The organism is Sphingobacterium sp. LZ11T8 (assembly GCF_024261425.1).
Classification (GTDB): domain Bacteria; phylum Bacteroidota; class Bacteroidia; order Sphingobacteriales; family Sphingobacteriaceae; genus Sphingobacterium.
The window spans coordinates 59,044-81,740 of the sequence record NZ_JANBZY010000004.1; the positions used below are offsets into that span (position 1 = coordinate 59,044).

The following is a 22,697-nucleotide window of genomic DNA, read 5'->3' on the forward strand; positions in this document are numbered from 1 at the left end:
AGAGTTGACCGTTTTAATACTTATCACTTATTTCTTATCTCTTATTTCTTATGGGGCAAAGTTAAGGATTAATTGATGGATCTGCCGATTAAACTTGGTAACATGGCTTTGGCTTCGTCGATTTTTTGTTCCTGAAGAAGGGCAATGTAAGGTTCCAGTTTTTTGTAGGTGGCAGAGTTGGGTGAAAAATCCTTGAGGTAGCTGTATGCTTCCTGGAAGTAGGGGGAGATCTGCTGACTTTCGATGGCCGGGGTATTGTCCATACCGATGGTTAGCGTCGTGAAGTATTTCTCGTATTCTTTCTGTGCTTTTTCGCCTGCAATGGAACCCTTAGTTTTATTGGCGAAGTCTTCATACCAAACGGTTCGTTGTACCAATGACTGGAAAGGGATCGCAATGGCCGCATCGTCTGCATAGCCTTCCATATTATCTCGGCCGATCTGTTGCAATAAGATTTCCAGGTCTGAAGTGATATAAGGGTAGAAGTTTTCCTGGAAATAGATCGGGTTAGCTTCTAGGTCGAACATCCCTTCTGTTTCGCGGACACGGAAACCGTTGCGGTTGATCTTGTCGTACGCTTGTTCCAGATCACTTGGAACGGCCGCTTTGCCGCCATCGAATTCAATGTTGACCAATGGGCGGTAGTTTGTTTCATCATCAAAAGCCGAGCGGTGCGCATACATGGATACCTTGTCGATATAGTCCATGATCAGGGCTACCCCTTTATCATTTTCTGGGCTTTCCTTCTTTTCAAAAAGTTCCTTGAATTTAGAGGTTGCTTTTCCCACGCTTTCAATGTCTGTGGAGTCGAGAGCCAAGATATAATCCTCCAGGGCCTCCGCTTTGGTCAGGTTGTATTCTTCGGGATTCTCCACCGTGGTACTGTCGGAGTTTTGTTGTTCCTTATTGTTGGAGACACAGGCCGTCAAGCATAGGGAGAAGATCAAGCAATTTCTAAAAATTTTTGTCATAATTTTTTTGATAATTATGTGTGATGGAAGATGAATTCCACCCCAAATATCGTATTTAAATCCTATTTATAAGTATAAACGTTCAAATGGGGGATAATGTGTCGAGGAATTTTTATTTTATTGGCATAATAATCAATTGGTTAATTTAATGTTGCTTTTATCATTTGGAAGATTGTGGGGAAAGATTGTATATTTGTGCCACACAAGAAAAAAGGTGATACCTTCTCGGGGTGTAGCGTAGCCCGGTATCGCGCCACATTTGGGATGTGGAGGTCGTAGGTTCGAATCCTGCCACCCCGACAACACTTACACTAAGTAAGGTCAAAAACCCTCAAATTCTATGAATTTGAGGGTTTTTTGTTTTATATTATATCAGGAAACCCCAATAAATATCAATCTAAATGTGAGTTAAACGGTGAGTCTTTTTAAGTTTTATATTTACTCACCGGATAGCTTATAAATAATTGTAAATCATTTATTTACAACATTTATTTTGATGCTATTTATTATTGTTTGACTTCTTTACTGCATCATATCCAATAGTTGGATTGAGAGAACTGCACTAAAGTGTATCAGTTGAACATAAAATAAATGGATATGAAGAGTAAAAACACTTTTGGGATTCAATTCCTGTTACGGTTGCCCAAGAACAAGAAAGACGAAATGGCCACTGTTTATGCAAGGATTACAGTAAACGGCCGTAGAACTGAAATTTCCCTAAAAAGCAAAGTATCGATCAACAATTGGGACGAAGTAAAAGGAAGAGCAAAAGGAAAACGCCAAGAAATCGTAAAGCTGAACAGCCACATGGAGCAGGTACGCTCCCTTATTTTCGATTGTTATCACCAGTTGGTGCAGCAAAATAAAACCGTTACCATTGAAGCGGTTAAATCTGTCTACCTAGGCGAGGACATAGAGGAAACAATGACTCTTCTAAAGCTAGTGGAATACCATAAACAAGTGGCAGTAAGTAAACTTGCCCCCGGTACCATGAAAAATTATTATACCACCGAAACCTATATTCAAAAATTTATAAAACAAAAATATGGAAAAAAAGACATACCGTTGGATGAACTGAACTATCGGTTCATTTTGGATTTTGAAAACTTCCTTAATGACTACAAACCTAAAGATCATCATAAGCCCATAAATAATAATGGGGTGATGAAACATATGGAACGTTTGCGGAAGATGGTCAATTTGGCTGTTACGATGGATTGGCTGGTTAGGGATCCATTTGCCAAATACAAACTTCGGTTTGAAAAGGTAGAAAGAGGCCATTTGTCAAAAGAGGAGCTAACTGTTTTGCTTAATAAATCCTTTTCAATAGAGCGTCTGCAATCCGTGTCGGACATGTTCATTTTTAGTTGCTATACAGGTCTTGCTTACATCGACATTTTTAACCTGACCCCCGAAAATATTTCAAAAGGAATCGACGGAAAAGATTGGTTGACGACAAAAAGACAAAAGACCGATACAACGGTTCGAGTTCCTTTGCTGCCCGAGGCTTCAGATCTTCTTAAGAAGTACAGAGGGCATCCGGTAGCTGAGGCGAATGGAACGATCTTCCCTGTCATATCCAACCAGCGAATGAACGGTTATTTAAAAGAGATCGCAGAAATTTGCGGCATCAATAAAAATTTAACGTTCCATCTCGCAAGGCATACTTTTGCTACAACGGTGACATTAAGCAATGGTGTGCCAATTGAATCGGTGAGTAAAATGCTTGGCCATGCATCTATACGTACCACCCAAATTTATGCTAAGGTGTTGGAACATAAGCTAAGTGAGGATATGCACAAGTTAGAGGTTAGAATGGCTTCCCAGGATTAGATACTTCTAGATCATTATTGAAATGAAACGAGGTAAGGTTGTAATTTTAATGGATGCAATACTATATGTGTGCCTTTGGACGCCAAATGCAACCACTGACTGCCATGTTGATCAAATTCGTAGATACTTTTGGTTCATTTGTATCCGTAAAGACAGAAAAGACCATAAATCAATTCTGTTCTAGAGGAGAGAATTTAGAAACATTAAAAAGCAGCGCAAATGAAAGTAGAACTTATCACTAAAGAAGACTTAGATAGCTTTAAAAAGGAACTTCTTGAAGAAATCAGGAGAAATAGACCACATCCGAGAAAAGCCGAAAAGGAGCCTCGGGAATGGCTCAAGAGTTACGAGATCCGAGAATTATTGGGGATTTCAGCGGGGACACTCCAAAACCTTCGGCTAAACGGAACGTTACCGTTCACGAAAATCGGTGGATTGATGTATTATCGGTATGAAGATATCCGGAAACTAATGGATGGTGTTGATGGGAGTTAGGGATTAAAATATTAAAAAATAAATGATATCAAGCAGGATTTGACGATCCTGCTTTTTTTTTGCCGGTACTTTTTGCAGCCAAAGCACATTTACCTCCCATAGCAATATCCTCGCAGTAAAAGAGCTTTCCGGCTATTTCTGAAACAGAAATTTTTAAAAAAAACCTCTCCGCTATTCCCATTTTCAGATATTTTTAAAATCCCTGTTCTGTGGTTTTGAGAATCACACCTTAAGAAAACATTTATCAATCCGACGAATTGGAAGTATTATTTCAATTCAAAACAGACCATTTTCTAATGCAATTTTCTCGGCTTCCACATTTCTTTTATTCAAAGAAGCCTGTATGCACTATTGTCCCATTTCAAGAGCAAAGGTATTTCCGTGTTCTTAACACCGCCAAAAGGTCAAGCAAGTTTGAAAAAAAATCTCCACCCGCTGGGTAGTATTTATTTTTCAAAACCTTGTGTCGGCTAAACACGAACCTTTTATGCTCGTGAAACGAAACATAGCATACTCCGGCTCTTTGGACGAATAAAAAAAATGTCAGTTATGAAAATTATAAGCATTAAAAATGGTAATGAAACGAAACAGCACCTCCTCTCATTACCGAATAAATCAGAAAAATTAAATCAAATATCAATCACTAAAAATCAGCGAAAATGAACATCACAGGCAGACTGACAAGAAATGCGGAAGTACGCACATTGTCGAACGAAAAACAGGTGGTAAACTTTTCAGTAGCGGTAAACGACAGCTACCGTAACAAACAGGGCGAACGAGTAGAGCAAACCACCTACTTCGATTGTGCCTACTGGATAACTCCAAACGTGGCAAGGCTACTGACAAAAGGCACTTTGGTAGAACTCACAGGGCGTGTAAGTCCGAGAGCGTGGGTAAACAAAGACGGAGAACCAAGAGCAGGACTTAATTTCCATACCTCACAAATCAAATTGCACGGAGGTAGCAATAGAGCCGAAACCGTACAGGTTACTGCAAAAGCAGAAAACAACAGCATTGCAGGAATATCAACCGAGGACGACCTCCCATTTTAACAACGAATATTCAATCGTTTTTCAACATCAAAATTTTAGCATTATGGCACATAACATCAATTACAACGAGAAAACAGGACGTTATTCATTCTTTAGCGTTCAGCAAAAAGCGTGGCACGGTCTGGGGCAAATCGTAGAGCAGTACCCCACAAGCGAGGAAGCTATCCGACACGCAGGGTTAGATTACGAGGTAGTCAAATCCCCTCTGTTTACCAAAGGTTCGGGCATTACCGAAACCGCAGACGGTATCGAGATAGGCAGTAACGAACTGGAAGTACCTAACTGTTTCGCCAACATACGCACCGATAACAATGCCGTATTGGGCGTAGTGGGTAAAGATTACCACATCGTACAAAACCGTGAAGCGTTCAGTTTCTTTGATGCTATCGTAGGAGGTGGCGAGGGTATTCTGTACGAAACCGCAGGGGCATTGGGCAAAGGCGAACGCATTTTTATCACAGCCAAATTGCCCGACTATATCCGTGTAGGCAATGGCGATGATGTTACGGAAAAATACATCTTCCTTACCACAAGCCACGACGGAAGCGGAAGTATTACCGCAGCGTTTACGCCTATCCGTATCGTTTGCCAAAACACCCTTAACGCTTCATTGCGGAATATGACCAATGTAGTCCGTATCAAGCACACATCGGGAGCAAAACAGCGTATCGAGAATGCACATAGGATAATGGGGTTAGCCAACACATTGAGCGACCAGCTACAGGGTATTTTCAATGACTGGACAACGATAAGGGCAACAGACCAAGAGGTCAGAAAGCTAATCCAATTGGCACTATGCCCGAACAAAGAAACCCTTGAGCTCATCAAAAAAGGTGCTGAAGACGAAATATCAACAATGTTTAAAAATGCCGTGAACGATGCGTTTGCCTATGCAATGACGAGTGATACGCAACAAATGGACACTACAAAAGGCACATTGTTCGGAGCATACAATGCTGTTACAGGCTACTTCCAAAATGTACGCAATTACAGGGATGACGAAGCCAAGTTACAGAGTATTGTATTGGGTGGAACGGCTCAAATGAAAGGACAAAAAGCATTTGACCTATGTACAGCCTTTGCGACAGACGGTGCGGAAATCCTAAACCTCAATTAGATAATCACAGGCTACCGCCACAATCGGTGGTAGCCTGTTAAAAATAAGTTTTATGAAAGCGATAACAATAGAGGAAGCCAAAAATTTGGCGAGAGCCAAGAGCCTTGAAAAGAAGCACAAAGGCGAAAGCGTATTTATCATTTACTGCAATCGTACAGAGCATTTCTATATAGACACGAACGGTTTAGTACGCCTTTGGGAAAAATTACACGGCTACTATGTAAATGGGGTTTATGCCACCGAAGATTAACGCATAACATTCAAAAGCAGTTACAATGGAAACGAACGCCATAGCGATAAAATTTGTCAGCCACGAAGTACCCGAATTGGAAACGCTGAAAACCTCAAAGGTCTATCAGCTAAGGGAAAAACTGAACAAGGGCGAGAAGCTAAGCCGAGCCGAGAAAAATTGGATTGCGGAAGCGGTAAACCGAAACGCCTTTTTTAACGGGGCAGTTCCCCTAATGGGTTATCGGTTTGGGTTTGATGATATTCTAAAAACCTATGTAGTGAAGCAGTACGACAGTTGGCAGGAATACAGCGCACCCGACAAAACGAGCCTACGGAGTATAATCTATGGCAGGATTGACCAAATAGCAGAAATCAGTCATTAACACTTAAAGCAATCAAAGATGGAAACAACAGATAGAATTACCAAAGAAACAGACCTTGAAAAGTTTTGCAGGGAGCGATTTAAGCACTTGACCAATGCACAGCTTGTGGCAAGGATAAACGGTCTTCCCGATTTTGGTTGGGATGATGAGGGCGTGGAACTGCGAAGAAGGCATAGGGTATCAAACGGTGCGTTTGACTATGCCTTTAATCATAACACGATGGTAATCCTAAAAGACGATTAATGATGTACGTAACAGATTTAAACGGTTGCCAAATCGAAGTAACGGATTTAAAGGAAGCCATAAAAATAGCAGGGCGGTACAAAGAATACCGCCACGAGGACGAGCGTTTTTCCGAGTTCGACAAGAGGCAAAAAGCCTATTGGGCGGATATGTACGAGAAACTTACAGCCATCAAAGAACAAGTAACAACACATTAAAACTCACAGCAATGAACACAAATTTTTTCAATCAAGTACAGCAGTTGGATTTTACAGGAATATTGCAACTGAACATTTCTAAGGGGATAGAAAACAAACTAATCGTAACAGTATTGCTCAACAATGAGCAATGCGGAGATAGTGCGAAAAACCTCATTCCCCCATTGATTTTTAACGCCACTTCGCAGGAGTTTGACGAGGGATTTTTTGAGCAGATAAACGCACCAATTAAAGCCATATCGGGTTTAATGGTGGATATGGAAGCCTTTATGAAGCAAATGGAAACCGTCAAACTGCAATCCGAAATGGAGAAGCAGAAAACCGAGAAAGCCAAAAAGGAAAAAGAAACCAAAGACAAGAAGTACAAAGACGGTATGGCAAAGGTGGACGAGTTGGAGAAAGAGGGCAAGTTCCGTGAAGCGTGGATGAAAGTACCCGACATTACGGAGTTTCCCGAAAAAGCGGACGAGATACGCAAACGCAAAACGTCATTGTCCGACAAGTTCGGGACACCGAGCCTTTTTGGTGGAGTAACGGAGGAGCAACCCGAACCGCCAAAAACGGAGGAGGTTGCTACCTATTGCCCAATAAATACAACAAACGAAGAAGTAGAATATTAACAATTAAAAACGAACATTATGTTATTAGCAACAGTATTACCGAGAATTTTCATACTCAAAGATAAAGGACAGGATATTCCATTGACTGACCCCGAACCACGTTGGAGCGTGGAAGCCGTAATGAATTTCTATGCAAATTCTTATCCGATACTGACCACTGCCAAAGTATCTGCCCCTGTTATCCGTGACGATACAATACAGTACCGATTTGAGAGTGTAATGGGAACGAAAGGTTAAATCAAAAATCAAAAAAAATGAATTATGCAACGCAATATCATATCGGGCATCATCAAAACCCTACAGCAACCGAAACAGAAGACTTTGCACAAACAGTTGGGCGAGTTCGCAGATTGGATGCAAAGACCAAAGAACGCAGACGAAATAAGAAAAGACAAAATGAAATCGGTACCGATAACGGTACTACCAATGGTTTTCTAAAATGCTCATTTCTGCCTAAACTGCAAGAAGCACAAACCGTACAGGCTTGTGGAAAATCGGAAAAGACGGAAAGGGATTTTTATCAGTCCCTTTCCAAATTGGCAGGGCATTACGGTATACAACCTATGCAGTCCAGGCAGTACGGCTATCCCTACAATATCGCTTTAGCTTTGGATTCCACAGAGGAACAGTTAAGAAAGAAGTTTCGTGATTGGGAAGAACTCCGTTTGATACAGGATAGTAAGAAAACGTATTTCGTAAGTGAAGAACGGTACAGTACAGGTGCAACCCTGTATTACATTCCCGTAGTGCCATTGTACCGACTATCTAAGCATCCCAATCGCAAGCAAGCCGTACAGCTATTGCAATCCGTGTGTGCGTACCTATACCACATTGCAAATGTTCCTTACTATCGACAGGAAAACAGTTATCTGTATTGGATGTATGAAATGGTAACAGAGTGGATTGTAAGCGATGACGAGAATGAGGACACGACAACGTATTTAAGCGAGATTAGGCAATCAGAACAGATAGGCGAACGTATGGAGCAGAAAATTTACAACAAGCACAATTTGAGCCGATTTGCAGTCCGTTTAAACTCCTTTAAAATCAAAGACAGCTTTGACCAAGATTGCTACAAACTGGCAAGTGAAGCCTTTGCCTTGTATGAACAATACCCGAATGCTACCATAAACCGTAATGCCCTGCCAAGCGGAGAAGCAAGCGAAGAAGATATGGAAAATAGTATAGGTGTGGAAAAGTACGTTTCGTTCTGTGCCGATGCAAAAGGTATTTTGTTTCAAACACTTTTTGAGAGCGTGAACACCGAGTTGCAAGAATACGGACAAATGGAAGAACCCACCATTGTGAAAAGGTTTGATGGTAGTGATATTACTGCAAATACCCTTGAATTTGAAAACCGTGTTTTTGCCTTAATTGAGGAATTGATATACATACTGAATAACTTTTAGATACTCTAAAATGAAAGATATAACACAAAACTTTGGAACGCTTTACCACCCTTTATCGGCTTTGGTTTTTTACCAAACCAAAGGAAGTAATAGAACCACCTATGTAGAGCATTTTGATATGGATAGGAACGGTAATCCAATCAACGCCCATCCTTTGACCGAGAGAGAAGCTAAAGAATTGGCAAAAGCACTCAATACGGAAAAGGAAAAGAGCAAGGCATTTTTAAAATCTAACGGCATTCTGCCTACCAACGTCCTGCACATTAATCCGAGTGAAAACGGTACGGTACTTTGGTACACCAAAGCACGAAAAGTCAAAATGTTCTTTACTGAAAGTCTTGAAATACCAAACGGTACGGCGAAAGTACCTGCAATGCTTTGGTATGCAAGCAAACAGAGCCTTATTGTTTTCGCCCTAGAAAAAGACCGAAGACCTACCGAGAATACCGTATTATTTCACGCACCATTTTTCAATATTTACGAGGACGGACACGTATGTATGGGAACTGTAGATATCAATATCAAAAATTCTGCTTCGGTTGAAGAATTTATGCAAGCGTGGGAAAGCTACTTTTTTAACAGCTATTTCAGTCACTTGGTAAACGAACACAACCCCATAAAAGGAAATTGTGTAAGCCTTTGGAAAGACCTCATCGGCACAGACAAAGCCTTTCCTAAAGATATATTGAAAAAGACAAACAAGACCATAAAAACGATATTGTAATGAGCAAAGAAATTTTAAAAGTCCATTTTACGGACAGCGATTTGATAAATCCTACCAATCCCATAACGGTAAACGTAATCGGTGCAGGTGGTACAGGCTCAAAAGTAATGACTGCCTTGCTTGAGATGAACCACAGCCTAAACGAGTTAGGACACGCAGGGTTGTTTATTCGTCTTTGGGATGATGATGTAATTACCCAAGCCAATTTAGGAAGACAGCGTTTTGCAGAAAGTGAGGTCGGTTTGTACAAATCTGTTGCTATCATTAACCGTATAAATCGCTTCTCAGGTACGAACTGGAAAGCGGAAGCAAGGAAATTTGAAAAAGACAATAGCGACAGTTTCCCCGAAAATGCAGGAGGAAGTATTTATATTTCCTGTGTGGATAGCGTAAAAGCAAGATTTGAAATTGCGGAAATATTAAGTGAATTGAGCAATGGAAGACCCTATTCCAACCGCCCACGTTATTGGTTGGACTTCGGCAACAGTCAACATACAGGACAAGTTTTACTATCTACCATAGGAAAAATTCGCCAACCCAATTCAGAGAAATATGAAACGGTGGCAAGCCTGCCAATGGTTACGGATGAATTTGGCGAACTGCTTAAACAATCCGAACTGGAAGACGATACACCGAGCTGTTCCCTTGCCGAAGCGTTGGAAAAGCAGGACTTGTATATCAATTCCTCATTGGTTCAGATGGGTTGTTCACTGTTATGGGGTATGTTTAAAAATGGTTTGACACCATACAGGGGATTTTTTCACAACCTGAAAGATTTCCGAACCCATCCTATAAAAGTCGCCTGATTGGAAAATCGGGCGGCAAAAAGACACTCCCTCCCGATGGTCGGGACAGTCTTTTTGCATAAATCGGAGCAACCTCTTTGGCAAAATGGGATGCCTACCCACCATTCATTCCGGCACATTTTACCAAACAGGTTGCGACATTATTTGAGGGATGTTCATTATCCCTTTTGTTGTTTTAGGGAACTTCTTTTCTTGCCACATTGGCGACCAAAGAAAAGAAGCAAAAGAACGCCGCATTATTTACCGCCACACAGTTATTAATTTTATCAGATAATTACCTTGAAGAGCCACAATAACTGGTTAATAATATATTGCCTGCTCAATGCGATTAATAGTTAAAGGAATAACGTATATTTGACATTATTTGTCAAGTAGAATATTTCAAATACACAAAATGGATTATAAAAAAACAGTTGGAGAAATATTACGTGCTAAACGAGAGGAGAAAGGGCTTCTCTTAAGGCAAGTTGCTGCTTTGCTCGAAATGGATACAGCAATTCTGAGTAAAATTGAAAGAGGGCAAAGAAATATCAATAAGGAACAGGTTTTTAAACTCGCAGATATTTTGGGCATAGAACGAGAAGAATTACTTATTCAATACCTCAGTGAGAAAATTGCAATTGAGCTAAAAGACGAATCGTTGGCGGATAAAACTCTTAGAGTTGCCGAAAAGAAGATAAAGTATATGTCACAAACTAAATAATAAACCTCGAAATATTTCAAAAATTGAACAGGATTGAATACATCAACAAGATCACTACTTGTGCAGCGAGATTTGTCCACGAAGTGGAAGGGTTTAATGCAATAGGAAATTATCATATTAATATCCATGCAGAGAATTTTTTGGTACCGTTATTAAATGAGGTTTTCGGGTTGGAACTTGAAAATCTTAATTCTACAAAAAAGAAAAATTTTCCAGCAATTGATCTGGCCGACTTTAAGAATAGGGTGGCTTTTCAAATTACGTCAACATCTTCTCTTGATAAAATTAGGACTACGCTCGAAACATTCTCAAAGTATGACCTACAAAATGAGTTTGATGTACTCTACTTATATATTCTCACAGAAAAGAAGCCGCAATACAATGATGCAAAACTGAAAGATGTAATACCCGATAGTTTTGGGTTTGAGTCAAGTGACCATATTATAGACAAGGACGTTATTCTTCAGAAAATAAATGCTATAAGCTCAACGCCCAAAATTCAAGCGATTTCTAAATTATACGAGCATGAGTTTTCGGATATACAGATTGAACAGCGCCAGCTTAAGTTCGAAAATGGATACTTGAATAACGAGCCAGAAGATATTTCGCCTAACATGGTTAAAATATCATTTCCGAAGGTTTTGTATAAGGCAGAATTGTTTATTAATGAAGAAGCTATCCTCGAAAATCTAAACGATTATTTGGAGAGTATTGGAAAAAGGAAAGTGAAAAAGTTGAAGCCAAACACACTGGTCAAAAAGGCTTTAAAACAAAATAAAGTATATTTTGAAGACTGGATTTTACATGAAAAGTTTATTTATACTTTTCGGGATTTATCTAAAAACAACGAACCATTGAGAAAAATTATAGATGCTGGCACAATAACTACTTTGGATTGTAAAGACTTCTACGAACAAGATGAAGCGAGTAACAAAGTATTCAAAAACCTTTTAAGAAAATCTCTGATCCAACTTTGCTATTATAAAGGAATAGAATTCTTCCCGCCAAGAGGAATTTTCAGATTTGCCAATTCAAGACCTCCTAAAGCAAAGCAAATTAGATGGAAGGGTAAAAAAGAGTCTACCAAGACAGTAATATTCGAAATGACAAATAAGAAGGAGGGGCACATAATCTGTTATAGACACTTAGCATTCAAAGCATCTTTTTTAAATTTTGAAATAGATTGGTATTTGGTCATAAATCCAACATGGAGCTTTACAAATCCGGGTGGATATAGGGAAAGTCGATTTGAATCAGCATATATGGCAGGAATAAAACGACTTGAGAATAACAATTCTGTTTACAATTACTTTAGATTCTTTGCGTACTACTTATCTTATACGGACCTGTTTGTTACTGAATATCCATACCTGCAGACCTCGAAAAATGAGCCATTAAGTTTATCTCCCAGCCTAGATGAACAAAAATGGATACCCGTTAAAATCGTTGAAGAAACATCTGAGTTTACTCCAACGGAAATAAGCCTTGATAACGAATTAACCAACTCAATTTTTTCTGATCAATGAAATTAAGATATATAGAAGAACCATCATTACAATTTGGCTTAGGACATCAGATTTGTCCTAAAAGTGGCATTTACAATTTTAATCCATTTGATATTGATCAAGTTAGACCTGAAAAAATCACCATTGGAGTAGTTGGAAAATCTGACAGTGTTGATGCAGTTTTAGAATGGATAGAATCATGCAAAACCCATATTGATGGAAAACAAAGTAAAACCCCACATCCCAACCTTTTTCTAAATTTTTGCGGTTTCAATAAAAGTATAGGCTTTAAGTGCGAGATCAATTATGATGATACATACCTAAGAAAGTTAAATAACTCTGATTTAGAGAAAATCGTCAAGAAAAGCAACTCCCTGGAAACGATAATTGCAGAAATTACAGAACTCTATTTAGCTGAAATCAAATTCTTATCTAAAAACAAAAAACCAGATGTAATTCTTTGCGCTTTGCCTGAAAATTTAATGAAACATATTACCGAAGCTAAGGCAAAAGCTTCTGGTGAAGATGAAGAAGAAACTGAAGTTCATGAACGTGATTTTGATGAAGATGAGGTTTCTTCAAAAGAACAGAATTTCAGGAGAAATCTTAAAGCAAAGGCAATGCAATATAATGTGCCTATCCAAATCATTAGGGATAGAGTTGCAAAACCAACCAAAGAGATGCAAGATCCTGCAACGGTTGCTTGGAATTTTTTTACAGCATTATACTATAAAGCTTCAGGAACGCCTTGGGCATTGATCAGAAAAGACACTGCTGAAACTACTTGTTATGCCGGTATAAGCTTCTTTAAAAGTAGAGATAGAAGCTCAACACAAACAAGTATTGCCCAAATATTTAATGAGTTAGGGAAAGGTGTCATTTTAAGAGGTGAGGAAATTACTTTGAAAAAAAACGATAGAACACCACATCTAAGTGAAGAACAAGCATTCAATCTTCTAAAGCAGTCCCTAACTGAATATTATGAAGCCGTAAAAATTTTTCCGAAAAGACTAGTAATCCATAAGACCTCTAACTTCAGTGAAGATGAAGTTTACGGGTTTACCCAAGCAGCTCGTGATTTGCATATAAATCAAGTTGACTTAGTTTCTATACAAACATCTGATTTAAGATTATACAGGAATGGCAATTATCCGCCGATGAGGGGAACACATTTCGCTATGAGTTATAAACACCACTTGCTATATACAAGAGGATCTGTGCCGTACTACGAAACGTATCCAGGTAGATATATCCCTCGAGCCATTGAAATAAAATTAGCACAACATGATGAATCTCCAAACATCATTTGCGATGAAATCCTTGCATTAACCAAAATGAATTGGAATAATACACAATTTGATAGGCAGATGCCTATTACAATTGAATGTGCGAGAAATGTTGGAGAAATATTAAAATATTTGAACCAAGAAGATAGTATGCAGCTTAAATACAGCTTTTATATGTAGAGACTATGGAGAAAGCCGAAAAAATAAAACAATTACTATCCAACCAATTTGAGTTGGATTTATTTGAAGCTTCAATTGCTAGCTTAAATGATCGAACAAACAAACTTCGCTTTAATAATTTTGCATGCTCTATAAGGGAGTTGTCACGACATTTTTTATATAACCTTGCTCCGGAAGAACGTGTGAAAAATTGTGTTTGGTTTAGCCCCGAAACTGCAGACGGAAAACCTACAAGAAACCAAAGAATTAAATACGCAGTCCAAGGTGGAATAGACGACACTTTTTTAGATCGTTGGGGATTTGAGGTTGACGAACTCAAAGACATGATAAAGGATGTAAAAGAAACAATCAATACTTTAAGCAAGTATACCCATATTAATCCTGAGGTGTTTAATATTAGCGATTCTGAAATTGAGCGTATGAGCCAAGATGTACTTAACTCTTTTATTAGTTTGGTAGAAACAATTGAGAACTATCGTGAAGATCTTAAACAATTCCTTGATGGACATATCGAAGAGCATATGGTATCATCCGTTGTAACTAATTTTTTTGAGAATGTTGATCGACTTGCACCTCACCATTCACTGGAATATAGTGAAGTGTCAGAATATCATATTTCAGAAATTAATGAATATGAAATTGTAGTGGACGTCTTTGGAGATTTACATGTGATTCTTGAATATGGGTCTAATAAAGAAAGACGTGAAGGTGATGGATTAGACTTGCCAGAAACATTCCCTTTTGAAACGAAGATACGCTATCAAATTGAAGAGGATTTTCCGTCCTCTAAGTTTGAGGTCGATGACTACGATGTGGATACTTCAAGTTGGTATGGAGACGATGATGATGAAATATAGTCTTAAGCACTGAAGATAGCTTTCTTAAAATCATCAACATCGCTTCCAAGTAGTAGATAACTTGAAAACCCAATCTCTAAAAGAGATTTCCCAACTTTCTCATCATCAATATCGCTATGGGCAACCAGTTTGATTGCAGGGTACTCTTTCCTTAATTCTTGAAGCTGTTTAAGCACATTTTGGTCGTAAAAATCCAAGTCAATAATACAGACTTTGGGGAGTTCATTCAATGAAGACAACTGTGTTAGCCCATTTTCAATGCTTTCTGACCGAGATAGTATTTCCATTCCAGATGCAGCGAGATCTTTGCAGATGTTATCGGTTACAGGGCTTTTGTCATTGATAAAAGACAGGGAGATTGTTTCTTGTACAGTACCAGTTTTCATACGTTACCTTTTTTTGAGTTAGATGAAGTTCCTGCACAAAAAGAAAGCGCAGGCAACTACACTTACCGCACATTGAGGTACTGGTATACCCGACAACGAATAAGCGAGCGCCCACGCCTATGGCATGAGCGTTCTTCCTTATCGTCCCGTTGTCTAAAAATTACCAGTTTTCAATGTGGGACTTAAAGCAAAAACACTTTAAGTATTTCTATATTTTACATAGCAAAGATACTAAACTCGTTTCGATATAGAAATATGATTGCTTGAAATCCGTTACTTGTTCTTTTGTCCATTGCAGACATAGTTTTGTTCAAGTATCCGTAAAAGGTCGGTTTGCTTAAAAATGATTTTGCCGCCTATCTGGATGTATGGGAGTATTTGGTCATCACGATATTGCTGTAAAGTCCGTCTGCTGATATGTAACAGCTTGCACACATCTTCGCCCGAAAGATATATTTCACCGTTCATTACAGGACGGTAGTTTTTTAATATCTGTTCAATACGATTTCGTAGCTGTGTAATCATTTCCCTGTGGGCGATGATATCGTCACTATCATTCGTGAATAAATCCATTTTCAGTAGTATTGTCCAGCTGTCCGGCTTCGAGCAAAGCCTGTACATCTGAGCGTTTATAATAATTTTTACGGTTCAGTTTTGAATACGGTAATAGTCCTTTGCTTTTGTGGGTCTGTAAAGTCCGCTTGGTAATGTTCATCATCAGACATACTTCCTGGTTATCGAGCCATTGTTCCGCTTTAAAAATGGGCGTATATTTCTGTGTGGCATTTTCGGTCAATTCCAAAAGTGCTTTTAGCTCATTTTTCATTCCGTCTAGTGCCGACTTTTGTATTGCAATTACTTCCATTGTTTGCTCAATTTTACTATGGAAGTCGAATTTATAAATGCTTATGATAGCGTTAGAAAATGTTGCAGGCTTTGGCTCTGAAAGGTAGTGTTTGGCTCCGCGATAAATTTCAGCATAGTTTATTTTGTAAATTTGAAAATTATAGGTTAATAACAAATTCAATAAGAATTTTTAAATGGCATTATTACAAAAAGGCAAATCAAACTATCCGTTTTGGGGAGCATCAATAAATTTAATTACAGGACTTGACCCATTAGGGCTTCAGACAACTTCAGAGGCAACTTATGCAACGATGTTGCCCGGAATTTCTAACTTGACTAATCGACTGCGGTACTATGGCTTTTATTGCTGGTTATTAGATTTTTACTTTAAAACAGAGAAAAAGGGAAATTCAAAAGAGCAATACCGCTTTATTCGCAGGGCTGAGTTAATGATTGCTATCATAATGCAAAGTCAGCGGAAAGCAGTTCAGCAAATTACAGGAAGTAATTTCGCATCAAACCTACTCAACACGATTGAAAATGATTATTTTGATTTAGCTGAGGGGGCTGATAAAGACGGTACAGACAAAAATGTGTATTGGAAATATCCGTCCGGTGCTTTTGGGCAATATTATTATGGGGCGATGCAAGCTCTTTCATTAATTATTACTGCGGTAAATGATTTTGGAGACGTTGTTTACAATATAAGCCAACCACATCCCAGACAAAAAGTTTCAGGAAAACAATTAGCTAATGCTTTTGAGATATCATTATCCCCCCAAATAAAAGAGTTATTTTACAGCAACATAAAAAAAGGAAAGCTTTACCAATCGGATATACCAGAACTAATCAAATATTTTGCGATTGAGACTATAGAAACTGAAAGCAGTGAATGGCAATTGTATATGGAAATGCTCCTTGACAAAGATGAGCCAAGCCAAGAAGTTGAAGAATTGGTGACTTTTCATAGAAGAGAAACCATTTTATCGCTAATAAAAACAGCGGTTCAAAACGATAATGACTATAATTGGTATAAATTTTTGCTCGAAAGCTATCATAAAAAATTAGGTTCAAGCACTCAACCCGAAACAGAAACAAACATCGGTTGGTATTGCTATCAACTAAATGAATATTGGCAATACAGTTGCGGAACAATATTTTGGGCATTGCTGCAACATCTTTACGATTTTCAACAAGACCAATATTTGCCGTCTTTTGTTGAGAAGTTTTCGGATAGCATCTCAAAAGAAATTTGCAAAGATTTTAACCAATCAATACAGCCCACATCTTTAGTTTCAGAAATTTTATCACTCATTCCAGATACGAACGACGAAGAGGAAACGAAAAGAGCAATCAACCAAACCAACGACCCAATTCTTGCTGGTAAATACGGTTTCATGCTTTTACTTCAGCTGTTCAAAAATAATAGAGAACAATTGCATCCTTTGAAAGAATTTATGAGTAGAAAGAGAACAGAAAGAGATGGAAATATGGTTGATGGCATCCTTACAGTTCATAAAGCAGAGAAAGAAATTCTTAAAGATTTTGTTGAACAATTTATTTTACGCAAAATAATTTACAGACACACAATGGTTGCCCTTAGAAAAATGGGTAATGGCTCACAATCCACGCATAAATTTTTTATAGAAGAACAATACATCCGTTTCATCGACATATTTCCACCAAGAAATACATCGCCGAGAATGAATGCTTTGCAAAACATAATGTTTGATTTGCAGGTAATCGACGAGGAAAAGGTTTTGTCTCCGCTTCACACAAAACTTTTGGTTGACTAATGGCATTAGAAAGAGAAAACATTTTGACTTTAATTGGAAGCAGAAGATACCATTCTTGTATTCTTACCACTTTCAGCTTTGACTTTTACTTTTTTGAAATGAAAGCAATGAAATGGTTGCGTTCGTGTGGTGTGAGAAACATTAATGTTTTTATTGACGGCTACTATTATTCAGAGTTGATGCGACAAGCCACTGGCGAAGAAATGCAACTTACTGCCGGTTATTCACTTTATCCTGTTTTTCAAAATTCAGTATTTCATCCAAAAATCTGGATGCTATTTGGCGATAAGGAGGGTTTATTAATTGTTGGTTCAGGAAATCTTACCAATTCGGGAAATGGAAACAACGATGAAATTTGGGGAGCATATCATTTTGATATTCGTTCGACCGAGAACGCCCCAATATTTTCATCTGCTTGGAATTATTTATCGATGCTTTCATCAACAGTTAAAGGTCAGATGAATGAAAAGACCACAAGGTGGATAATTGAACATTCAAAATGGCTTAATGAATTACCAGCAGTAAAACCGTTTGAATTTTTAAATACTTCACAAAAAGAGAAAGTTGCTTTTTTATTCAATTCCGAAACCTCTTCGATTTGGAATGAGCTATTAAAACATATTAGCAACGAAAAAATTGTTGAAATTACTACCATTTCTCCATTTTATGATAGCAAAGGAAAGGTACTGCAAGAGCTTAAAAATCTTTTCCCAAAAGCAGATATTAATGTGGTTTTAGAAGAAAGTGGTTTTATTCCATCGGCAATGGATTTAAGTAAAACATTTTCATTTTACGACTGGTGCAATGCTGGTATCAGTAGAGTTCAATATTCGAAATCTGATAATTCAAACTCTAAACTTCACGGAAAGATTATCCATATTAAAACAAAAGATGGTAAAGAATTTTGCCTTTTCGGAAGTGCCAATATAACACCGGAGGGCTTGGCATTAGCAGGAAAAAATGCAAATGCAGAAGTTTCACTTCTTATACGATCTGAAAAAGGTGGCTTGCTTAATAAATTAGGCATAAAATTGAAAGTTGGCAACAAAAAACAACTTTCAGATTTTACTTCTACAGCTCATAAATCCATTTATGAAACGATAATCAAGAATAATAAATTTCAGGTTCAACTTCTTAGCGCAGAATTGATTTATGATGAGCTTACAATTCACTTAAATGGCAATTTCTCAGAACCGTTTAAATTTATGCTTTTTGATAAAGAGAACCGATATTTTCATTCCCAAACATTCTCGAAGTTTGAGCAAGAACTAAAAGTAAAACTCAATGCAGAATTAGGTAGTTTTCAGTACGTTCAATTGGCTAATATGGAGGATGAATTTGTATCAAACAAACTTTTGGTGTCTGATTATTTTCATCTTGCCAAAACCCATCCAAATCCTAAAACTGAAGACATAGAAAGGATTTACAGCGAAATCCAAAATGGAGAACTAAGCAAAGTTCTCGACTTGTTGCATTATGCGATAATTGATGAAACGGAAAACGAAGAAAGTGCAAGTATTCTGAATAGCCGTAAAACTACAGATGCAAAAAGAGACGGAAACAACGAGCCCGAAAAGCTGTATGACCTTTCTTCTTACAAACCAATTGAGCATTCTGCGTATGAGAAAAGTCTTTTGCTTTCTTCTCTTTCGCTTCGGGTTTTAGATGTTTTAAAATTCATTCACTCAAAATCTCTGTCCATAAACAGACAGATTGATATTAGCATTGATGAACAGGAAGAAAATTTAGGTAACATTGATGGCAATGAGAAAAACGAAGTAAAAATAGTTCGTAATCTTTCTTTTGCGTTGCTAAAGTCTGAAAAAAGAAAATTGACAAGCTATTTTGATAATCTGTATTATAATCAGCAAGAACTTCTTTATGGTAACAATAGACCCCAAAACTATAAACCCACATTAACAGACTTAACCAAATATTTGATAACGCTTGAGCTGATACTTGAATATGGAGGCAAAACAGAAAAATACGACGAGCAAGAAAAGCAACATTTCTTTAGCTATCTTCCGTTTAGCAACAATTATGACAACAATAATGTGAAAGGTTGTTGTTTAAACTTAATAGGCGACTTTTTAATGTTAGCAAGAACAGGCTTTAAAGAATACGAATTTGATTATACAAAAAAGAAAGTTGAGGAATTAAAAGCCGATGCACTTGTAAACACGATTGTTTGCCTGATAAACAATTATTGGAAAGATGGCGAGATGCATTACTTTTTTTCAATGCTTCTAAACACGCTTCATTATTTAGGGTGGAAAAATATTGATGATTTTGAAAATAATTTTGATGATTTGCAAATTAAAATCAATCTTAGAATTTCTGACCTAAAACAGCGAACCAAAGGACTTGAACAGAATCTGATGGTGTTTTATTACAAAGTTTGTCCAGCATTTAAAAAAGTTATGAAGCAACTTGCAGAAAAAAACTTCGATACACTGGCAGTTCAAGGTCAAATTATTTACAAATCTCCGTGGGGTTACAGCTATGTTCAATCAGTAAATAAAATAAATGACTTTACGCTAGTTAGACCAGGCTTTATGTGGGATGATGTTAAAGAAGATTATATAAAACATAGCCCAGATGAAATATATTTGCCGTTAAGGCTCTCTTCTTTTATTTGTACGGATTTGTAGTCATAAAAAATCGGATAACCTTTTGGGCTATCCGATTTGCTTTTAAAATTCTGTAATAATTATCTGCGTTGGGCAGGTTGTTCGGTTGTTACGTCAGGCTGCTGTTTTTCCTTTTTTTCAAGGGAATAAACCCATAACGACAACAGCCCAAATATAATCAACGCATAAGCTATCCATTTGCCAACCTTTTCAATCAATTTAATGAAAATCGAACTTTCATAAGATGAGAACCCCTCAGTTCCCATAGAGCTGCGCCTGTAAAACTTTCTACGGTTAATCCAGTAACGAAGTACCAAGCCTGCAACCAAAAATATGATACCTATAACGAGTGATGCAACCATAGTTTATTTCCACTATTTGAATTTACAAAAAAATATTTGTTTAGCCCCTGAACGATGCGTATTCAATACAAAAACGGCTTACCAATCCAATAAGCCGTTTTTTATGAATTGACATGCTGTATTAATCACTACTGTTAAACTGAAAAGTTATCTGCTTTTCGTTCCCGAAGTTATCCGAAATCCAAACCTCAAAGGATTGAGATACTGCAGATGCCGAAGTATAGTACAAACGGAACTGCTCGGTTGGTAACTCATACAGATCATTAGGTAGGTACGGCGGCTCATCGTAATACCTAAGTGTGCCCTTTCCGTCAAACTGGAAGTAGCGAAGGAAATATTGCGTGCTGCTATAATTTCCAGTTCGCTGTATTGTAATGCGGATCTCTACCGTCTGGCCGTTGGCAACATATTTAGGCACTGGCATCACTTTGACCTCAAAAGGAAAGTCCTTTTGTATTTCGAGTTCATCATCTTTGCTACAAGATACCAACGTAACCGAAGCTGTGAGGATTGCCAGGAATACATATATCGGCAGTAATCCTATTCTGAAATTATTGAATATTGCTATCATTGTTTTCTGTTTTAAAAGTTAAACCTTAATCCCATACCTACGGACGGTCGGAACTGTTCTAAGTCTTTACCCCAAAGGACTTTTGTACGCCCTTGCAGGACTAATACAAATCGGTCGGACAGGTACGTTTCAAATGTGAGCCGTCCACCAGCTCCGTAGATAAAATTGTCCTCGCTCAGTATCTTCGATCCGTCATACAACATAGCTTCGCCCCGGTTAATGCTTTCATAACCGACTACGCCTGTTATTCCTAAATTCAGCGTGATGTTTTTTCGGGCATCGCCCAACAAGTAGAAACTGTAACCGCCTTCGGCACTATAACTTTCCTGCGGTATGCGCAGGTCTTTATAGTCGTGGTATTGGTGTGTATATTCCAATGCCCAAAGCTGGTAATTGCCGTTTTTACCATTTACAGTCATCGCTACACTGATGTAATAATCATTGCCAATCTTATCATTGGATAATACGCCTGTGCTTATTTCCAAGCCTTTCTGTTTAGGCAGCATTCGTTGTGCCTGTGCCATTGTGATGCCCATTAAAACAAGCATCACGGTATAGATATACTTTTTCATTTTATTGCTATCTTATTTAAAGGGTTATTAAAATTTCAGGTGCATATCGTTAATCAAACGAGCCTTGATTAAATCAGAGTTTTCTATCTGAAGTGTTTGATGCCTGCCACCGTTTTTCTCGAAAATCTCAATCAGTAATACCTTGTCATCAGCAATGGTAAATTGGTCTAACATGAACACGTTTTGCTCGATGGTTTTTCCACCGATCTCGTCCAATGGTTTGTAAGTGCGTAGCGGTATCATCGGACGTTCCTGTACTACGGTACGTTTGGCTACCTTTTTATCCACTACCTTGAAATTCACAAAATCAATCTGAAATGGCACATTGGTACGGTTTCTCAATTCCGTATGCAAATAGTATTTGCCGTTGTGGATGTAAATGCCTTTGAGCATAAACTGAATGCCGAAGCTCTTAGCTCCAATATGCTTTACAATGCGTTTGTCTTTCTTGTAAATGGTTTCCAGTAGCAAGCCTGCCAGCGAGGGCGAATTGTTGCCCAATTCTTCAAAAAGCACATCGTTACCATTGGCTTTATCTACCGCTTTCTGCATCGTGAGCAGGTCATAGCTCATTGCCGCCGGGTAGGAACTGTAATACACGTTGAAGTTGTAAAAACGACCGTCATTCGTGATAACGGAAAAATTGGTTTCAGGCTCAAAGTCCCTTACAGATGCTTTCACACGCAACACGTTTTCTGCATCTTCGGCTTTTCCTGCTATCAGGTATTCGCTGCCCAAGTCCACATAACGAATGGCGGTCGGGAAAATCAAGTGCGAAGTTTTATCGTAAGTTACTTCCATACGGTACGGTTCTATCTTGCCCAGGGCAAGCGGCGTTCTGATGGTGTCCTGTGCGTAAGAGTTTACGGCAAAGCCGAGTATCAGGGCAAAAGCCCAAAAGGTTTTTAAATGATTTTTCATT

General features: G+C 38.2%; 29 protein-coding genes and 1 tRNA gene. 21 read left to right on the top strand and 9 right to left on the bottom strand.

Annotated features, from left to right (window positions below):
* Positions 1 to 68: 68 nt before the first annotated feature.
* Positions 69 to 971, bottom strand: a complete 903-nt coding sequence (locus NLF99_RS10690; protein ID WP_254528209.1) for a hypothetical protein — start codon at positions 969 to 971, stop codon at positions 69 to 71.
* Positions 972 to 1,197: 226 nt separating this feature from the next.
* Here NLF99_RS10690 and NLF99_RS10695 point away from each other — a divergent pair.
* The 4 genes from NLF99_RS10695 to NLF99_RS10710 all read left to right on the top strand — a co-directional run bounded on the left by NLF99_RS10695 (position 1,198) and on the right by NLF99_RS10710 (position 3,299).
* Positions 1,198 to 1,271 (top strand) — tRNA-Pro (locus tag NLF99_RS10695).
* Positions 1,272 to 1,568: 297 nt separating this feature from the next.
* Positions 1,569 to 2,804, top strand: a complete 1,236-nt coding sequence (locus NLF99_RS10700) for a site-specific integrase (protein WP_306473174.1) — start codon at positions 1,569 to 1,571, stop codon at positions 2,802 to 2,804.
* Between the two features lie 53 nt (positions 2,805 to 2,857).
* Entirely contained in the window at positions 2,858 to 3,046 is a 189-nt protein-coding gene (locus NLF99_RS10705; RefSeq protein ID WP_144034608.1) for a hypothetical protein, read from the top strand.
* Complete coding sequence (locus tag NLF99_RS10710) at positions 3,024 to 3,299, top strand: helix-turn-helix domain-containing protein (RefSeq protein ID WP_002993139.1); 276 nt, start codon at positions 3,024 to 3,026, stop codon at positions 3,297 to 3,299. The genes NLF99_RS10705 and NLF99_RS10710 overlap by 23 nt, the downstream gene beginning before the upstream one ends.
* Positions 3,300 to 3,327: 28 nt before the next feature.
* Here NLF99_RS10710 and NLF99_RS10715 read toward each other — a convergent pair whose 3' ends face one another.
* Positions 3,328 to 3,480: a hypothetical protein gene (locus tag NLF99_RS10715; protein ID WP_002993140.1), complete on the bottom strand. Its 153-nt coding sequence runs from the start codon at positions 3,478 to 3,480 to the stop codon at positions 3,328 to 3,330.
* Between the two features lie 478 nt (positions 3,481 to 3,958).
* Here NLF99_RS10715 and NLF99_RS10720 point away from each other — a divergent pair, with 478 nt between their 5' ends.
* The 15 genes from NLF99_RS10720 (at position 3,959) to NLF99_RS10790 (ending at position 14,612) form a co-directional block, all read left to right on the top strand.
* Entirely contained in the window at positions 3,959 to 4,351 is a 393-nt protein-coding gene (locus NLF99_RS10720) for a single-stranded DNA-binding protein (RefSeq protein WP_002993142.1), read from the top strand.
* Positions 4,352 to 4,394: 43 nt separating this feature from the next.
* The gene (locus tag NLF99_RS10725; RefSeq protein WP_002993143.1) at positions 4,395 to 5,468 is read left to right on the top strand and encodes a DUF932 domain-containing protein; all 1,074 of its coding nucleotides are present in this window, start codon (positions 4,395 to 4,397) and stop codon (positions 5,466 to 5,468) included.
* A gap of 52 nt (positions 5,469 to 5,520) precedes the next feature.
* Complete coding sequence (locus tag NLF99_RS10730) at positions 5,521 to 5,718, top strand: hypothetical protein (RefSeq protein ID WP_002993144.1); 198 nt, start codon at positions 5,521 to 5,523, stop codon at positions 5,716 to 5,718.
* A gap of 25 nt (positions 5,719 to 5,743) precedes the next feature.
* Positions 5,744 to 6,082, top strand: coding sequence for a hypothetical protein (locus NLF99_RS10735; RefSeq protein ID WP_002993145.1), 339 nt, complete (start codon positions 5,744 to 5,746; stop codon positions 6,080 to 6,082).
* Between the two features lie 18 nt (positions 6,083 to 6,100).
* Positions 6,101 to 6,325: a hypothetical protein gene (locus NLF99_RS10740; protein WP_254528211.1), complete on the top strand. Its 225-nt coding sequence runs from the start codon at positions 6,101 to 6,103 to the stop codon at positions 6,323 to 6,325.
* Positions 6,325 to 6,522 carry a hypothetical protein gene (locus NLF99_RS10745; RefSeq protein ID WP_002993148.1) on the top strand — a complete coding sequence of 66 codons (198 nt, stop codon included), beginning with the start codon at positions 6,325 to 6,327 and terminating at the stop codon, positions 6,520 to 6,522. The genes NLF99_RS10740 and NLF99_RS10745 overlap by 1 nt, the downstream gene beginning before the upstream one ends.
* A gap of 11 nt (positions 6,523 to 6,533) precedes the next feature.
* Positions 6,534 to 7,142, top strand: a complete 609-nt coding sequence (locus tag NLF99_RS10750; protein ID WP_002993149.1) for a PRTRC system protein E — start codon at positions 6,534 to 6,536, stop codon at positions 7,140 to 7,142.
* A gap of 18 nt (positions 7,143 to 7,160) precedes the next feature.
* Entirely contained in the window at positions 7,161 to 7,379 is a 219-nt protein-coding gene (locus NLF99_RS10755) for a PRTRC system protein C (RefSeq protein ID WP_002993150.1), read from the top strand.
* A gap of 17 nt (positions 7,380 to 7,396) precedes the next feature.
* Positions 7,397 to 8,551, top strand: a complete 1,155-nt coding sequence (locus NLF99_RS10760; protein WP_099372363.1) for a hypothetical protein — start codon at positions 7,397 to 7,399, stop codon at positions 8,549 to 8,551.
* Between the two features lie 10 nt (positions 8,552 to 8,561).
* Positions 8,562 to 9,275: a PRTRC system protein B gene (locus tag NLF99_RS10765; RefSeq protein WP_002993152.1), complete on the top strand. Its 714-nt coding sequence runs from the start codon at positions 8,562 to 8,564 to the stop codon at positions 9,273 to 9,275.
* Positions 9,275 to 10,081 (top strand): PRTRC system ThiF family protein, encoded by an 807-nt coding sequence (locus NLF99_RS10770; RefSeq protein ID WP_094280378.1) that lies wholly within the window; start codon positions 9,275 to 9,277, stop codon positions 10,079 to 10,081. Before NLF99_RS10765 ends, NLF99_RS10770 begins: the two co-directional genes overlap by 1 nt.
* Before the next feature lie 394 nt (positions 10,082 to 10,475).
* Positions 10,476 to 10,784: a helix-turn-helix domain-containing protein gene (locus NLF99_RS10775; protein WP_002993154.1), complete on the top strand. Its 309-nt coding sequence runs from the start codon at positions 10,476 to 10,478 to the stop codon at positions 10,782 to 10,784.
* Positions 10,785 to 10,807: 23 nt separating this feature from the next.
* Positions 10,808 to 12,310, top strand: a complete 1,503-nt coding sequence (locus NLF99_RS10780) for an SMEK domain-containing protein (protein WP_254528214.1) — start codon at positions 10,808 to 10,810, stop codon at positions 12,308 to 12,310.
* Entirely contained in the window at positions 12,307 to 13,755 is a 1,449-nt protein-coding gene (locus NLF99_RS10785) for a hypothetical protein (protein WP_002993156.1), read from the top strand. The genes NLF99_RS10780 and NLF99_RS10785 overlap by 4 nt, the downstream gene beginning before the upstream one ends.
* 5 nt (positions 13,756 to 13,760) lie before the next feature.
* Positions 13,761 to 14,612, top strand: coding sequence for a hypothetical protein (locus NLF99_RS10790; protein ID WP_002993157.1), 852 nt, complete (start codon positions 13,761 to 13,763; stop codon positions 14,610 to 14,612).
* A gap of 2 nt (positions 14,613 to 14,614) precedes the next feature.
* Here NLF99_RS10790 and NLF99_RS10795 read toward each other — a convergent pair whose 3' ends face one another.
* The 3 genes from NLF99_RS10795 to NLF99_RS10805 form a co-directional block, all read right to left on the bottom strand.
* Positions 14,615 to 14,998 (bottom strand): response regulator transcription factor, encoded by a 384-nt coding sequence (locus NLF99_RS10795; protein WP_002993158.1) that lies wholly within the window; start codon positions 14,996 to 14,998, stop codon positions 14,615 to 14,617.
* A 273-nt stretch (positions 14,999 to 15,271) separates the two neighbouring features.
* Complete coding sequence (locus tag NLF99_RS19805) at positions 15,272 to 15,619, bottom strand: helix-turn-helix domain-containing protein (protein WP_306427041.1); 348 nt, start codon at positions 15,617 to 15,619, stop codon at positions 15,272 to 15,274.
* Positions 15,552 to 15,863 (bottom strand): helix-turn-helix domain-containing protein, encoded by a 312-nt coding sequence (locus NLF99_RS10805; protein WP_037459849.1) that lies wholly within the window; start codon positions 15,861 to 15,863, stop codon positions 15,552 to 15,554. The genes NLF99_RS19805 and NLF99_RS10805 overlap by 68 nt, the downstream gene beginning before the upstream one ends.
* Before the next feature lie 175 nt (positions 15,864 to 16,038).
* On the opposite strand from NLF99_RS10805, the gene NLF99_RS10810 reads away from it, so the two are divergent.
* Complete coding sequence (locus NLF99_RS10810; RefSeq protein WP_002993163.1) at positions 16,039 to 17,640, top strand: hypothetical protein; 1,602 nt, start codon at positions 16,039 to 16,041, stop codon at positions 17,638 to 17,640.
* Positions 17,640 to 20,291 carry a hypothetical protein gene (locus tag NLF99_RS10815; protein WP_002993164.1) on the top strand — a complete coding sequence of 884 codons (2,652 nt, stop codon included), beginning with the start codon at positions 17,640 to 17,642 and terminating at the stop codon, positions 20,289 to 20,291. The genes NLF99_RS10810 and NLF99_RS10815 overlap by 1 nt, the downstream gene beginning before the upstream one ends.
* A 59-nt stretch (positions 20,292 to 20,350) precedes the next feature.
* Here NLF99_RS10815 and NLF99_RS10820 read toward each other — a convergent pair whose 3' ends face one another.
* The 4 genes from NLF99_RS10820 to traN form a co-directional block, all read right to left on the bottom strand.
* Positions 20,351 to 20,632: a molybdenum ABC transporter permease gene (locus tag NLF99_RS10820; RefSeq protein WP_099372366.1), complete on the bottom strand. Its 282-nt coding sequence runs from the start codon at positions 20,630 to 20,632 to the stop codon at positions 20,351 to 20,353.
* A gap of 121 nt (positions 20,633 to 20,753) precedes the next feature.
* Positions 20,754 to 21,203, bottom strand: coding sequence for a DUF3872 domain-containing protein (locus NLF99_RS10825; RefSeq protein ID WP_002993167.1), 450 nt, complete (start codon positions 21,201 to 21,203; stop codon positions 20,754 to 20,756).
* An 11-nt stretch (positions 21,204 to 21,214) separates the two neighbouring features.
* Positions 21,215 to 21,775 (bottom strand): conjugal transfer protein TraO, encoded by a 561-nt coding sequence (locus NLF99_RS10830; protein WP_002993168.1) that lies wholly within the window; start codon positions 21,773 to 21,775, stop codon positions 21,215 to 21,217.
* 27 nt (positions 21,776 to 21,802) lie between these two features.
* On the bottom strand, positions 21,803 to 22,696 hold the full coding sequence (gene traN / locus NLF99_RS10835) for a conjugative transposon protein TraN (protein WP_002993169.1): 894 nt from the start codon (positions 22,694 to 22,696) through the stop codon (positions 21,803 to 21,805).
* Position 22,697 lies beyond the last annotated feature (1 nt).

Bases quoted from the DNA above. Each gene is read 5' to 3' on its own strand.
- NLF99_RS10710 (WP_002993139.1), top strand. From the start codon at position 3,024: ATGAAAGTAGAACTTATCACTAAAGAAGACTTAGATAGCTTTAAAAAG.
- NLF99_RS10705 (WP_144034608.1), top strand. From the start codon at position 2,858: ATGCAATACTATATGTGTGCCTTTGGACGCCAAATGCAACCACTGACT.
- NLF99_RS10770 (WP_094280378.1), top strand. From the start codon at position 9,275: ATGAGCAAAGAAATTTTAAAAGTCCATTTTACGGACAGCGATTTGATA.
- NLF99_RS10760 (WP_099372363.1), top strand. From the start codon at position 7,397: ATGAATTATGCAACGCAATATCATATCGGGCATCATCAAAACCCTACA.
- NLF99_RS10810 (WP_002993163.1), top strand. From the start codon at position 16,039: ATGGCATTATTACAAAAAGGCAAATCAAACTATCCGTTTTGGGGAGCA.
- NLF99_RS10720 (WP_002993142.1), top strand. From the start codon at position 3,959: ATGAACATCACAGGCAGACTGACAAGAAATGCGGAAGTACGCACATTG.
- NLF99_RS10715 (WP_002993140.1), bottom strand. From the start codon at position 3,480: ATGGGAATAGCGGAGAGGTTTTTTTTAAAAATTTCTGTTTCAGAAATA.
- NLF99_RS10690 (WP_254528209.1), bottom strand. From the start codon at position 971: ATGACAAAAATTTTTAGAAATTGCTTGATCTTCTCCCTATGCTTGACG.
- NLF99_RS19805 (WP_306427041.1), bottom strand. From the start codon at position 15,619: ATGTACAGGCTTTGCTCGAAGCCGGACAGCTGGACAATACTACTGAAA.
- NLF99_RS10750 (WP_002993149.1), top strand. From the start codon at position 6,534: ATGAACACAAATTTTTTCAATCAAGTACAGCAGTTGGATTTTACAGGA.
- NLF99_RS10745 (WP_002993148.1), top strand. From the start codon at position 6,325: ATGATGTACGTAACAGATTTAAACGGTTGCCAAATCGAAGTAACGGAT.
- NLF99_RS10725 (WP_002993143.1), top strand. From the start codon at position 4,395: ATGGCACATAACATCAATTACAACGAGAAAACAGGACGTTATTCATTC.
- NLF99_RS10700 (WP_306473174.1), top strand. From the start codon at position 1,569: ATGAAGAGTAAAAACACTTTTGGGATTCAATTCCTGTTACGGTTGCCC.
- traN (WP_002993169.1), bottom strand. From the start codon at position 22,696: ATGAAAAATCATTTAAAAACCTTTTGGGCTTTTGCCCTGATACTCGGC.
- NLF99_RS10825 (WP_002993167.1), bottom strand. From the start codon at position 21,203: ATGATAGCAATATTCAATAATTTCAGAATAGGATTACTGCCGATATAT.
- NLF99_RS10730 (WP_002993144.1), top strand. From the start codon at position 5,521: ATGAAAGCGATAACAATAGAGGAAGCCAAAAATTTGGCGAGAGCCAAG.
- NLF99_RS10795 (WP_002993158.1), bottom strand. From the start codon at position 14,998: ATGAAAACTGGTACTGTACAAGAAACAATCTCCCTGTCTTTTATCAAT.
- NLF99_RS10775 (WP_002993154.1), top strand. From the start codon at position 10,476: ATGGATTATAAAAAAACAGTTGGAGAAATATTACGTGCTAAACGAGAG.
- NLF99_RS10735 (WP_002993145.1), top strand. From the start codon at position 5,744: ATGGAAACGAACGCCATAGCGATAAAATTTGTCAGCCACGAAGTACCC.
- NLF99_RS10755 (WP_002993150.1), top strand. From the start codon at position 7,161: ATGTTATTAGCAACAGTATTACCGAGAATTTTCATACTCAAAGATAAA.
- NLF99_RS10765 (WP_002993152.1), top strand. From the start codon at position 8,562: ATGAAAGATATAACACAAAACTTTGGAACGCTTTACCACCCTTTATCG.
- NLF99_RS10815 (WP_002993164.1), top strand. From the start codon at position 17,640: ATGGCATTAGAAAGAGAAAACATTTTGACTTTAATTGGAAGCAGAAGA.
- NLF99_RS10805 (WP_037459849.1), bottom strand. From the start codon at position 15,863: ATGGAAGTAATTGCAATACAAAAGTCGGCACTAGACGGAATGAAAAAT.
- NLF99_RS10820 (WP_099372366.1), bottom strand. From the start codon at position 20,632: ATGGTTGCATCACTCGTTATAGGTATCATATTTTTGGTTGCAGGCTTG.
- NLF99_RS10790 (WP_002993157.1), top strand. From the start codon at position 13,761: ATGGAGAAAGCCGAAAAAATAAAACAATTACTATCCAACCAATTTGAG.
- NLF99_RS10740 (WP_254528211.1), top strand. From the start codon at position 6,101: ATGGAAACAACAGATAGAATTACCAAAGAAACAGACCTTGAAAAGTTT.
- NLF99_RS10830 (WP_002993168.1), bottom strand. From the start codon at position 21,775: ATGAAAAAGTATATCTATACCGTGATGCTTGTTTTAATGGGCATCACA.
- NLF99_RS10785 (WP_002993156.1), top strand. From the start codon at position 12,307: ATGAAATTAAGATATATAGAAGAACCATCATTACAATTTGGCTTAGGA.